Annotated in this window: 10 protein-coding genes; 9 read left to right on the top strand and 1 reads right to left on the bottom strand. The window is 61.7% G+C overall.

Annotation, left to right across the window (positions count from 1 at the left end):
* Positions 1-2 precede the first annotated feature (2 nt).
* From murD to lpxC, 9 genes are all read left to right on the top strand, one after another.
* Positions 3-1349 carry a UDP-N-acetylmuramoyl-L-alanine--D-glutamate ligase gene (gene murD, locus PSH90_RS21720; protein WP_236168913.1) on the top strand — a complete coding sequence of 449 codons (1347 nt, stop codon included), beginning with the start codon at positions 3-5 and terminating at the stop codon, positions 1347-1349.
* A complete protein-coding gene (gene ftsW / locus PSH90_RS21715; RefSeq protein ID WP_016773276.1) occupies positions 1346-2563 on the top strand; it encodes a putative lipid II flippase FtsW in 1218 nt (405 codons plus the stop codon). Before murD ends, ftsW begins: the two co-directional genes overlap by 4 nt.
* On the top strand, positions 2553-3623 hold the full coding sequence (gene murG, locus PSH90_RS21710; RefSeq protein WP_016773277.1) for an undecaprenyldiphospho-muramoylpentapeptide beta-N-acetylglucosaminyltransferase: 1071 nt from the start codon (positions 2553-2555) through the stop codon (positions 3621-3623). The genes ftsW and murG overlap by 11 nt, the downstream gene beginning before the upstream one ends.
* Positions 3616-5076: a UDP-N-acetylmuramate--L-alanine ligase gene (murC, locus tag PSH90_RS21705; RefSeq protein ID WP_024014243.1), complete on the top strand. Its 1461-nt coding sequence runs from the start codon at positions 3616-3618 to the stop codon at positions 5074-5076. The genes murG and murC overlap by 8 nt, the downstream gene beginning before the upstream one ends.
* The gene (locus PSH90_RS21700) at positions 5073-6047 is read left to right on the top strand and encodes a D-alanine--D-alanine ligase (protein ID WP_016773280.1); all 975 of its coding nucleotides are present in this window, start codon (positions 5073-5075) and stop codon (positions 6045-6047) included. Before murC ends, PSH90_RS21700 begins: the two co-directional genes overlap by 4 nt.
* Before the next feature lie 4 nt (positions 6048-6051).
* Complete coding sequence (locus tag PSH90_RS21695; RefSeq protein WP_073473459.1) at positions 6052-6918, top strand: cell division protein FtsQ/DivIB; 867 nt, start codon at positions 6052-6054, stop codon at positions 6916-6918.
* A 15-nt stretch (positions 6919-6933) separates the two neighbouring features.
* On the top strand, positions 6934-8193 hold the full coding sequence (gene ftsA / locus PSH90_RS21690; protein ID WP_016773282.1) for a cell division protein FtsA: 1260 nt from the start codon (positions 6934-6936) through the stop codon (positions 8191-8193).
* A gap of 68 nt (positions 8194-8261) precedes the next feature.
* Positions 8262-9458 (top strand): cell division protein FtsZ, encoded by a 1197-nt coding sequence (gene ftsZ, locus PSH90_RS21685; RefSeq protein WP_016773283.1) that lies wholly within the window; start codon positions 8262-8264, stop codon positions 9456-9458.
* Positions 9459-9570: 112 nt separating this feature from the next.
* Entirely contained in the window at positions 9571-10482 is a 912-nt protein-coding gene (gene lpxC / locus PSH90_RS21680; RefSeq protein ID WP_007916984.1) for a UDP-3-O-acyl-N-acetylglucosamine deacetylase, read from the top strand.
* Between the two features lie 149 nt (positions 10483-10631).
* Here the strand turns inward: lpxC and PSH90_RS21675 are convergent, their stop codons facing one another.
* Positions 10632-12140, bottom strand: a complete 1509-nt coding sequence (locus tag PSH90_RS21675; protein WP_305381512.1) for a sensor domain-containing diguanylate cyclase — start codon at positions 12138-12140, stop codon at positions 10632-10634.
* Positions 12141-12144 lie beyond the last annotated feature (4 nt).

Here is a 12144-nt window from a genome sequence, read left to right as displayed (position 1 = left end):
GAGTGTCTCTGATCGCTTCTGACCACTTCCGCATCGTTGTCGGCCTCGGCAAGAGCGGCATGTCCCTGGTTCGCTTCCTGGCGAACCGGGGCACGTCGTTTGCTGTGGCCGACACGCGGGAAAATCCACCGGAACTGGCCACGCTCAAGCGTGACTATCCGCACGTGGAAGTGCGTTGTGGCGAGCTGGACGTCGAATTCCTCTGCCGTGCCGACGAGCTCTACGTAAGCCCCGGCTTGGCGCTGGCGACTCCGGCCCTGCAAGCCGCCGCTGCCCGTGGCGTGAAAATGTCTGGCGACATCGAGTTGTTCGCGCGTTACGCGCGGGCGCCGATCGTCGCGATCACCGGCTCCAACGCGAAAAGCACCGTGACCACGCTGGTCGGTGAGATGGCGGCTGCGGCCGGCAAGCGCGTCGCCGTTGGCGGCAACCTCGGCACGCCAGCGCTGGACCTGCTCAGCGATGACGTCGAGCTGTACGTCATGGAGTTGTCGAGTTTCCAGCTGGAAACCACCGACCAGCTCAACGCCGAAGTCGCCACCGTACTGAACATCAGCGAAGACCACATGGATCGCTACAGCGGTCTGCCGGCCTATCACCTGGCCAAGCACCGGATCTTCCGGGGCGCGAAGCAGTTTGTGGTCAACCGTCAGGATGCCCTGAGCCGTCCATTGATCGGTGAAGGTCAGCCATGCTGGACCTTTGGCCTGAGCAAACCGGATTTCAAAGCGTTCGGCATTCGCGAAGAAGACGGCGAGAAGTACCTCTCCTTCGAATTCCAGAACCTGATGCCCGTGCGTGAACTGAAGATTCGCGGTGCGCATAACCAGTCCAACGCGCTCGCCGCATTGGCACTGGGTCACGCTGTGGGTCTGCCGTTCGACGCCATGCTCGCGGCGCTGCGCACGTTTGCCGGGCTCGAACACCGCTGCCAGTGGGTGCGCGATCTCGATGGCGTGGCCTATTACAACGATTCCAAAGCCACCAACGTTGGCGCCGCTCTGGCGGCCATCGAAGGCCTCGGTGCGGACATCGACGGCAAGGTCATTCTGATCGCCGGCGGTGACGGCAAAGGCGCCGAATTCAACGATCTGCGCGATCCGGTGGCGGCCAACTGCCGCGCCGTGGTGCTGATGGGGCGTGACTCCGACAAGATCGGCGAGGCCATTGGCGATGCCGTGCCGCTGATCCGCGCGACCTCGCTGGTCGACGCCGTCGCGCAATGCCGCGCAGCTGCCCAGCCGGGTGACGTGGTGCTGCTGTCTCCGGCCTGCGCCAGTTTCGACATGTTCAAGAATTACGAAGACCGTGGTCACCAGTTCGTCCGCGCTGTGGAGGAACTGGCATGAACTTGAGAAACATCATCAAGCCGTACCCGTCGCCGCTGATCACCGGGCGTGGCATCGACCTCGACTTCCCGATGCTCGCCGGTTGCCTGGCGCTGCTCGGCCTGGGCCTGATCATGATCGCTTCGGCGTCCACCGAAGTGGCGGCGGCGCAGTCGGGCAGTCCGCTGTATTACATGATTCGCCACCTTATCTATGTGGTGCTGGGTCTGGGCGCGTGCATTGTCACCATGATGATCCCGATCGCCACTTGGCAGCGCCTCGGCTGGATGATGCTGATCGGTGCGTTCGGCCTGTTGGTGATGGTGATCATCCCCGGCATCGGCCGCGAAGTGAACGGTTCGATGCGCTGGATCGGTTTCAGCTTCTTCAACGTGCAGCCGTCGGAAATCGCCAAGGTGTTCGTGGTGATCTACCTCGCCGGTTATCTGGTGCGCCGGCAGAAAGAAGTGCGCGAGAGCTGGATGGGCTTCTTCAAGCCGTTCATCGTCCTGCTGCCGATGGCGGGTCTGTTGCTGATGGAACCGGACTTCGGTGCCACCGTAGTCATGATGGGCGCGGCGGCGGCGATGCTGTTCCTTGGCGGGGTCGGGCTGTTCCGCTTCTCGCTGATGGTGGTGCTGGCGGTTGGCGCGGTGGTTCTGCTGATTCAGATGCAGCCGTATCGAATGGCGCGTCTGACCAACTTCGCCGACCCGTGGGCCGACCAGTTCGGTGCCGGCTATCAGTTGTCGCAGGCCTTGATCGCTTTCGGTCGCGGCGAGTGGCTGGGCGTCGGCCTGGGCAACAGCGTGCAGAAACAGTTTTATCTGCCGGAAGCGCACACCGACTTCGTGTTCTCGGTACTTGCCGAAGAACTGGGCGCCGTGGGTTCGTTGTGCACCGTCGCGCTGTTCGTGTTCGTGTGTATTCGCGGCATGTACATCGGCCTGTGGGCGGAGAAGGCCAAGCAGTTCTTTGCCGCTTACGTGGCTTACGGCTTGTCGTTCCTGTGGATTGGTCAGTTCCTGATCAACATCGGTGTGAACGTCGGCCTGCTGCCAACCAAGGGTCTGACCTTGCCGTTCCTCAGTTACGGCGGCAGCTCGCTGGTGATCTGCTGCGCCTGTCTGGGCCTGTTGCTGCGCATCGAGTGGGAGAGTCGAACCCACCTGGGCAGCGAAGAGATGGAATTCCAGGAGAGCGACTTCGCCGAGGAGCCGACTCATGGGCGCTAACGTATTGATCATGGCCGGCGGTACCGGCGGCCACGTGTTCCCGGCGCTGGCCTGTGCCCGCGAGTTTCAGGCGCGCGGCTACACCGTGCACTGGCTCGGCACGCCACGGGGGATCGAAAACGAACTGGTCCCGGCGGCAGGGCTTGAACTGCACCGGATCAACGCCAGCGGTCTGCGTGGCAAGGGCAAGCTGTCGCTGCTCAAGGCGCCGCTGATGCTGCTGAAATCGGTGTGGCAGGCGCGGGCGATCATGCGCCGTCTGAAGCCGGTGTGCGTGGTTGGCTTCGGCGGTTATGTGACCGGCCCTGGTGGTCTTGCCGCGAAACTGGCTGGCGTGCCGGTGATCGTTCACGAGCAGAACGCTGTCGCCGGCACCGCCAATCGGTTGCTGGTGCCGTTCGCCGCCCGAGTGTGTGAAGCGTTCCCCGACACCTTTACTCTGTCGGACAGCCGCCGTACCACCGGTAATCCGGTGCGCAGCGAGCTGTTCCTCGACACATCGCGACCGGCGCTGGCCGGGCGCAAAGCGCGTTTGCTGATCCTTGGCGGCAGCCTGGGCGCAGAACCGTTGAACAAATTGCTGCCTGAAGCCCTGGCCCAAGTCGCTGCCGACCTGCGCCCGGAAGTGTTTCATCAGGCCGGCAAAAACCACGATGAAGTGACTGCCGAGCGTTACCGCGCCGTGGGTGTGGAAGCGCAGGTGCAGCCGTTCATCAAAGACATGGCCCAGGCCTATGGCTGGGCTGACCTGGTGGTGTGCCGCGCTGGCGCGTTGACCATCAGTGAGCTGGCGGCCGCCGGTCTGCCCTCGATGCTGGTGCCTTTGCCCCACGCGATCGACGATCACCAGACCCGCAACGCCGATTATTTGGCCCGCGAAGGCGCTGCCTTCCTGATGCCGCAAAGAACGACTGGTGCCGCGGATCTTGCCGCGCGCCTGACAGAGGTCTTGATGCAACCGCAACGACTCGAAGCAATGGCCCAAGCGGCCCGCCGACTGGCCAAACCCGATGCCACCCGTAGCGTGGTCGATACCTGTCTGGAGGTGGCCCATGGTTGAGAATCAGAAAGCCATGCCACAACCGGAAATGCGCCGCATCCGTCGCATCCACTTCGTCGGCATCGGCGGCGTGGGCATGTGCGGCATCGCTGAAGTGTTGTTGAACCTGGGCTATCAAGTCTCCGGTTCCGACCTGAAAGCCTCGCCGGTCACCGAGCGCCTGGAAACCTTCGGCGCGCAGATCTTCATCGGTCACCGTGCCGAGAACGCCGCTACCGCCGACGTGCTGGTGGTGTCGAGCGCAGTGAACACGTCCAACCCGGAAGTGGCGACTGCCCTTGAGCGCCGCATTCCAGTGGTGCCGCGTGCAGAAATGCTCGCCGAGCTGATGCGCTATCGCCACGGCATCGCCGTCGCCGGTACCCATGGCAAAACCACCACCACCAGCCTGATCGCTTCGGTGTTCGCGGCCGGTGGTCTGGACCCGACATTCGTGATCGGTGGTCGTCTGAACGCGGCGGGCACCAACGCCCAGCTCGGCACCAGCCGTTACCTGATCGCCGAAGCGGACGAAAGCGATGCGAGCTTCCTGCATCTGCAGCCGCTGGTGGCCGTGGTCACCAACATAGACGCCGACCACATGGCGACCTACGACGGTGACTTCAACAAACTGAAGAAAACCTTCGTCGAATTCCTGCACAACCTGCCGTTCTACGGTTTGGCGGTGATGTGCCTGGACGATCCGGTGGTGCGCGAAATCCTGCCGCTGGTCAAGCGTCCGACCGTTACCTACGGCTTCAGCGAAGACGCCGATGTGCGCGCGATCAATGTCCGTCAGCAGGGCATGCAGACCTTCTTCACCGTCCTGCGCCCGGATCGCGAGCCGCTGGACGTGTCGGTGAACATGCCCGGCAACCATAACGTGCTCAACTCGCTGGCGACCATCTGCATCGCCACCGACGAAGGCGTCAGCGATGAAGCCATCGTTCAGGGCCTGTCAGGCTTCCAGGGCGTCGGTCGACGCTTTCAGGTCTACGGCGAGCTGCCGGTGGACGGCGGCAACGTGATGCTGGTCGACGACTACGGTCACCACCCGACCGAAGTTGCTGCCGTGATCAAAGCCGTGCGCGGTGGCTGGCCGGAGCGTCGTCTGGTGATGGTCTACCAGCCGCACCGCTACAGCCGCACCCGTGATCTGTACGACGACTTCGTCAATGTACTGGCCGACGCCAACGTGCTGCTGCTGATGGAAGTCTATCCGGCCGGCGAAGAGCCGATCCCTGGCGCCGACAGCCGCAAGCTGTGCAACAGCATCCGTCAGCGCGGTCAGCTCGACCCGATCTACATCGAGCGTGGCGTTGACTTGGCGCCGTTGGTCAAGCCGCTGCTGCGCGCCGGCGACATTCTGTTGTGCCAGGGCGCTGGTGACATCGGCGGTCTCGCGCCGAAGCTGTTGAAAAGTGAATTGTTCGCCGGCGCCGTGGCGGCGCCGGTCGAGGGGAAGTTGAAATGACTGCTGCCTACGCCAAGCTGTTCTCCACCATCGCGCCGAAAGACTTCGGCCGCGTCGCCGTGCTCTTCGGCGGCCTGAGTGCCGAGCGTGAGGTTTCGCTGAAATCCGGCAACGCCGTGCTCGAGGCGCTGCAAAGCGCTGGCGTCGATGCGTTCGGCATCGATGTCGGTGAAGACTTCCTGCAGCGTCTGCTCAGCGAAAAGATCGACCGCGCGTTCATCATTCTCCACGGTCGCGGCGGTGAAGACGGCAGCATGCAGGGCCTGCTCGAGTGCGCGGGCATCCCGTACACCGGCAGCGGCATCCTCGCCTCGGCACTGGCGATGGACAAGCTGCGTACCAAGCAGGTCTGGCACAGCCTCGGGATTCCGACGCCGCGTCACGCCGTGCTGTGCAGCGAAGCCGATTGTATTTCCGCAGCGACGGAACTGGGCCTGCCTTTGATCGTCAAACCGGCGCATGAAGGTTCAAGTATCGGGATGGCCAAAGTGAATTCTGCGTCCGAGTTGATCGACGCATGGAAAGCGGCCAGTACCTACGATTCGCAAGTGTTGGTCGAGCAATGGATTCAAGGTCCGGAGTTCACCATCGCCACCCTGCGTGACCAGGTGTTGCCTCCAATCGCCCTGGGTACACCGCACACATTTTACGACTACGACGCCAAGTACATCGCCAACGATACCCAGTACCGCATTCCGTGCGGGCTGGACGCGGCCAAGGAACAGGAACTCATGGAACTCACGGCCAAGGCCTGTGAGGCGCTGGGTATCGCCGGTTGGGGCCGGGCGGACGTGATGCAGGACGCCGACGGGCAGTTCTGGTTCCTCGAAGTCAATACCGCACCGGGCATGACCGATCACAGCCTGGTGCCGATGGCGGCGCGGGCTGCCGGTCTGGATTTCCAGCAACTGGTTCTGGCCATTCTGGCCGCCAGCGTTGAAGACGCAGGCGCAACAGAGGCGCGAGGTTAAGACCATGCAAGGCGCTCATCTCAGACATCAGCCACCCGCACCCGGCCGCAAGCCGGTGCCGCGGGGTGCCAGCCGAATGGTGGCGAAAGAGCCGATGTCCGCGCGCCTGCCGAAAGCCAATTTCGGCTTTCTGAAAAGCCTGTTCTGGCCGGTGCTGCTGGTGGCGCTGGGCTTTGGTACCTACGAAGGCGCGCAGCGTCTGCTGCCGTACGCCGACCGGCCGATCAGCAAGATCGCGGTGCAGGGCGACCTCAGCTACATCAGCCAGCAGGCGGTGCAGCAGCGGATCGCGCCGTTCGTGGCGTCGAGCTTCTTCACCATCGACCTCGCCGGTATGCGTACCGAGCTCGAGCAGATGCCCTGGATCGCCCACGCCGAAGTGCGTCGGGTGTGGCCGGATCAGGTAGTGATCCGCCTCGAAGAGCAATTGCCGGTGGCGCGTTGGGGCGACGAGTCATTGCTCAACAACCAGGGCCAGGCGTTCACGCCCAAGGAACTGGCGAACTACGAACACCTGCCGCAGCTGTTCGGCCCACAACGGGCTCAGCAGCAGGTGATGCAGCAGTATCAGGTGCTGAGCCAGATGTTGCGCCCGTTGGGTTTTTCGATTGCACGCCTGGAATTGCGTGAACGCGGCAGCTGGTTCCTGACCACCGGTGCCGGCAGTTCCGGCCCCGGCATCGAGTTGCTGCTGGGACGCGGCAACCTGGTGGAAAAGATGCGCCGCTTTATCGCCATCTATGACAAGACGCTGAAAGAGCAGATTACGAACATTGCGCGCATCGATCTGCGCTACGCCAACGGCCTCGCTGTTGGCTGGCGGGAACCCGTAGCGCCGACGACAGCCCAACCCGCTGTCGCAAAGAATTAAGAAGAGGCAGGACCCATGGCAAACGTGCAAAGCGGCAAAATGATCGTCGGTCTGGATATCGGCACCTCCAAAGTGGTGGCGCTGGTAGGCGAGGTCGCGGACGACGGCCAGCTGGAAATCGTCGGGATCGGTACGCATCCGTCCCGCGGCCTGAAGAAGGGCGTGGTGGTCAACATCGAATCCACCGTGCAGTCGATCCAGCGCGCGATCGAAGAAGCCCAACTGATGGCTGGCTGCCGCATTCACTCGGCGTTCGTCGGCGTGGCCGGCAATCATATCCGCAGCCTGAACTCCCACGGCATCGTCGCGATCCGTGATCGCGAGGTCAGCTCGGCTGACCTTGAGCGTGTGCTTGACGCCGCTCAGGCCGTGGCGATCCCGGCTGACCAGCGCGTGCTGCACACCCTGCCGCAGGATTACGTGATCGATAACCAGGAAGGCGTGCGCGAGCCACTGGGCATGTCCGGCGTGCGTCTGGAAGCCAAGGTTCACGTGGTCACCTGCGCCGTCAACGCTGCACAGAACATTGAAAAATGCGTGCGTCGCTGCGGTCTGGAAATCGACGACATCATTCTCGAGCAACTGGCCTCGGCCTACTCGGTCCTCACCGACGACGAGAAAGAACTGGGCGTGTGCCTGGTCGACATCGGCGGCGGCACCACCGACATCGCGATCTTCACCGAAGGCGCGATCCGTCACACCGCCGTGATCCCGATTGCCGGTGATCAAGTGACCAACGACATCGCCATGGCGTTGCGCACCCCGACCCAGTACGCCGAAGAGATCAAGATCCGTTACGCCTGCGCCCTGGCCAAACTGGCCGGTGCCGGTGAAACCATCAAGGTGCCGAGCGTTGGCGACCGTCCACCGCGTGAGCTGTCGCGTCAGGCCTTGGCCGAAGTGGTCGAGCCGCGTTACGACGAACTGTTCACCCTGATCCAGGCCGAGCTGCGTCGCAGCGGCTACGAAGACCTGATCCCGGCGGGCATCGTGCTCACCGGCGGTACGTCGAAAATGGAAGGCGCCACTGAACTGGCCGAAGAAATCTTCCACATGCCGGTGCGCCTCGGTGTACCGCATGGCGTGAAAGGTCTGGATGACGTGGTGCGCAACCCGATTTATTCCACTGGCGTCGGCTTGTTGATGTACGGCCTGCAAAAGCAGTCCGATGGAGTTTCGTTCTCCGGCATCGGCAGCCGCGACAGCTACAGCAGCGAAGAGCCTCAGGCGCCGCTGCTGGACCGACTGAAAAAGTGGGTTCAGGGCAATTTTTAAAAGCTTTACCGCAACACCGCTACAAACAGCAGTAGGCGAAAAAACTAGAGAATGTAAGGAGAGGGAAAATGTTCGAACTCGTAGACAACATCCCCGCAAGCCCGGTAATCAAAGTTATCGGTGTCGGCGGTGGCGGCGGCAACGCTGTCAATCACATGGTCAAGAGCAACATCGAAGGCGTTGAGTTCATCTGCGCCAACACCGATGCTCAAGCGCTGAAAAACATCGGCGCGCGGACCATCCTGCAACTGGGCACCGGCGTGACCAAGGGCCTGGGTGCCGGCGCCAATCCTGAAGTCGGCCGTCAAGCCGCTCTGGAAGACCGTGAGCGCATCGCTGAAGTGCTAGCCGGCACCAACATGGTGTTCATCACCACCGGCATGGGCGGCGGTACCGGTACCGGTGCAGCGCCGATCATCGCCGAAGTGGCCAAGGAAATGGGCATCCTGACCGTTGCGGTCGTGACCCGTCCGTTCCCGTTCGAAGGCCGCAAGCGTATGCAGATCGCCGACGAAGGCATCCGCATGCTTTCGGAAAGCGTCGACTCGCTGATCACCATTCCGAACGAAAAACTGCTGACCATCCTCGGCAAAGACGCAAGCCTCTTGTCGGCTTTCGCCAAGGCTGACGATGTACTGGCCGGTGCCGTTCGCGGTATCTCCGACATCATCAAGCGTCCGGGCATGATCAACGTCGACTTCGCCGACGTGCGCACCGTGATGAGCGAAATGGGCATGGCGATGATGGGCACTGGCTGCGCCAGCGGTCCGAACCGTGCACGTGAAGCTACCGAAGCGGCAATCCGCAACCCGTTGCTGGAAGACGTCAACCTGCAAGGCGCGCGCGGCATTCTGGTTAACATCACCGCCGGTCCTGACCTGTCCCTGGGTGAGTACTCCGACGTGGGTTCGATCATCGAAGCCTTTGCTTCCGAGCACGCGATGGTCAAAGTCGGTACCGTTATCGATCCGGACATGCGCGACGAGCTGCACGTGACTGTGGTTGCCACCGGTCTGGGCGCGAAAATCGAGAAGCCTGTGAAGGTCATCGACAACACCGTTCACACCTCCATGGCCTCGGCGCAGGTGCAACAACCGGCTCCGGCCCGTCAGGAGCAGCCAGCGGTTAACTACCGTGATCTGGACCGTCCGACCGTCATGCGCAACCAGGCTCAGGCCGGTGCTGCGGCTGCCGCGAAGATGAATCCGCAGGATGACCTGGACTATCTGGACATTCCGGCATTCCTGCGTCGTCAGGCCGATTGATGGAATGTATCAGGGCTATGAAGGTGATTGGTGTTCAGCAAAGGCATGGTCTGCTATCATCGCCAGCCTTTGTTGATACCAGTTCGCAATTTGCGCTGAAGCGGCCCAAGCCATGATTAAACAACGCACACTGAAAAATATTATCCGTGCCACAGGTGTAGGCCTGCATTCCGGCGAGAAGGTCTATTTGACCCTCAAGCCTGCGCCTGTCGACACTGGCATTGTGTTTTGTCGCGCTGACCTCGACCCTGTGGTGCAGATTCCTGCCCGCGCGGAAAACGTCGGTGAAACCACTATGTCGACGACGCTGATCAATGGCGACGTCAAAGTGGACACGGTAGAGCACTTGCTCTCGGCCATGGCTGGCCTGGGCATCGATAACGCCTACGTCGAGCTCTCCGCGTCCGAAGTCCCGATCATGGATGGCAGCGCTGGACCCTTCGTATTCCTGATTCAATCGGCAGGCCTGGAAGAACAGGACGCCGCCAAGAAATTCATCCGCATCCTGCGTGAAGTGACAGTGGAAGACGGCGACAAGCGCGCCACTTTCGTCCCTTTCGAAGGCTTCAAGGTGAGCTTCGAGATCGATTTCGATCACCCGGTATTCCGGGACCGCACCCAGAGTGCAAGCGTGGATTTTTCCAGCACTTCGTTCGTAAAAGAAGTCAGCCGCGCCCGTACCTTTGGTTTCATGAGTGACATCGAGTACCTGCGCAAGCACAACCTCGCACTCGGCGGCAGCGTGGAAAACGCGATCGTGGTCGACGCTGATGGCGTGTTGAACGAAGACGGTCTTCGTTATGAAGACGAATTCGTCAAACACAAGATCCTCGATGCGATTGGCGACCTGTACCTGCTGGGCAACAGCCTGATTGGTGAGTTCAAAGGCTTCAAGTCCGGTCATGCACTGAACAACCAGCTGCTGCGCAAATTGATTGAGCAGACAGATGCTTGGGAAGTGGTGACGTTCGAAGACGCCAGCACCGCACCGATCTCTTACATGCGCCCTGTTGCGGCGGTGTAAGTAAAAAACCTCTCTAGTTTTTTGAAGGCCATCCTCGGATGGCCTTTTTTTATGCCCTTTAAAAGATCAAAAGATCGCAGCCTTCGGCAGCTCCTACAGGGGAACGCATTCCAGATGTAGGAGCTGCCGAAGGCTGCGATCTTTTGACTTTAAACTGACACTACAACGCGATTGCGCCCGCCTTCCTTGGCCTGATACAGCGCCTTGTCCGCTGCAAACAGCAGCTGCTCCAGGGTCATCTCGCTCGCCGATGTCCATGTCGAGATGCCGATACTCACGGTCATCGACCGCTCAGCGCCTTCGACCCAGGGCAAGTTTTCCACAGCCTGGCGAATCTGCTCGGCGATCTGCTGCGCCCCGGCGCTGTCGGTCTCGGCGAGAATCACCGAAAACTCCTCACCGCCATACCGCGCGACCAGATCCGCCGGGCGTCGCACGTTCGCGGTGATTACCCTGGCCAGTTCACGCAACACCTGATCCCCAGCCTGATGGCCATGGCGATCATTGAAGGCCTTGAAGTGGTCGGCATCGATCATCATCACCGACAGCGGCTGGCCCGAGCGCTGGGCGCGGAACCATTCGTGGCGCAGGGTCTGGTCGAGCATGCGTCGGTTGGCAACGCCGGTCAGATCATCGGTGGCAGCCAGTTGCGCCAGTTCGCGTTCGGCGCGATGGCGCAAACGCAGTTCCCGGGCGAGCAGCCAGGTCAGCCACAACAGCCCCAGGCACAACACGCCGGTGGCGCCGCTGATCAGAATCGCTGTGCGGCGCCAGGTGCCGAACACCTCCTCGCTGGACAGCGCGACCATCACCGTCAACGGCAGATTGCCGACCCGCGAGTAGGTATAGAGCCGGCGTTGTTTATCCATGCTCGAGGTACTGGTGAAACTGCCGCTGCCATCGCGATCGTTGAGAATCCGCACGACGTTGGGGCGGTTGCCGAAGCTTTTGCCGACTGAATCGCTTTGCAGATACGGCTTCTGCGCGAGCAGCACGCCATCGCTGTTGATGATGTTCAATGTGCTGTCGGTGCCGATGTCGAGGCTTTTGAACAGGTCGTCGAAGTAGTCGAGTTTCAGCGACGCCACCGCTACGCCGAGGAATTCACCGGTCTGCGAGGAGATGCGCCGGCTGAAGCTGATGCGCCACTGATCGGCTTCTTCACAATCGCAACGGGTCTTGAACGGGCGGCTGATGAACATGCCCATGTCACGGTTGAACGCATGGGCGAGGAAATAATCGCGGTCGGCGAAATTGCCCGGTTTCGGTTCGATGCGCGAGGAGTCGGCGATCACCTCGCCATGCTTGTCGAGCAGGAGGATGTCGCCCTTGAAACGCGTGGTGGCAGAGCGATCGAACAGTGCCAGATGACGGATCTGCGGCGAGACGTTCTGCAGGTCGTCACGCTGGGCGGCGGCGATCAGGCCTTGCAGCGTCAGGTCGTACAGCTCGACGGTGCGCAGCACATCGGCGTCGATCAATTGCGCAATGGTCGTGGCGCGGCGCGTGGCGACTTCCTGCGCACTGGCGTACTCGCGGATCAGCAGGAAGGTGACGATGCACACCATCGCAATCACGGTCAGCAGACTGCCGAGGATCAGCAGGCGCTCGGGGCGACCGGTAAGGCCTGTGATGGAAGGCGTGCGGCTGGCGATCATGATG

The sequence above is a fragment of the Pseudomonas sp. FP1762 genome (assembly GCF_030687105.1).
Classification (GTDB): domain Bacteria; phylum Pseudomonadota; class Gammaproteobacteria; order Pseudomonadales; family Pseudomonadaceae; genus Aquipseudomonas; species Aquipseudomonas siliginis.
Note: the sequence above shows the minus strand (reverse complement) of the source record. Positions and strands in the feature narration are given on the sequence as shown.

What these genes read in the sequence shown, in the direction of transcription:
- ftsW (WP_016773276.1), top strand. Translation starts at nt 1,346, where the DNA reads ATGAACTTGAGAAACATCATCAAGCCGTACCCGTCGCCGCTGATCACC.
- PSH90_RS21675 (WP_305381512.1), bottom strand. Translation starts at nt 12,140, where the DNA reads ATGATCGCCAGCCGCACGCCTTCCATCACAGGCCTTACCGGTCGCCCC.
- lpxC (WP_007916984.1), top strand. Translation starts at nt 9,571, where the DNA reads ATGATTAAACAACGCACACTGAAAAATATTATCCGTGCCACAGGTGTA.
- ftsZ (WP_016773283.1), top strand. Translation starts at nt 8,262, where the DNA reads ATGTTCGAACTCGTAGACAACATCCCCGCAAGCCCGGTAATCAAAGTT.
- PSH90_RS21695 (WP_073473459.1), top strand. Translation starts at nt 6,052, where the DNA reads ATGCAAGGCGCTCATCTCAGACATCAGCCACCCGCACCCGGCCGCAAG.
- ftsA (WP_016773282.1), top strand. Translation starts at nt 6,934, where the DNA reads ATGGCAAACGTGCAAAGCGGCAAAATGATCGTCGGTCTGGATATCGGC.
- murC (WP_024014243.1), top strand. Translation starts at nt 3,616, where the DNA reads ATGGTTGAGAATCAGAAAGCCATGCCACAACCGGAAATGCGCCGCATC.
- murG (WP_016773277.1), top strand. Translation starts at nt 2,553, where the DNA reads ATGGGCGCTAACGTATTGATCATGGCCGGCGGTACCGGCGGCCACGTG.
- PSH90_RS21700 (WP_016773280.1), top strand. Translation starts at nt 5,073, where the DNA reads ATGACTGCTGCCTACGCCAAGCTGTTCTCCACCATCGCGCCGAAAGAC.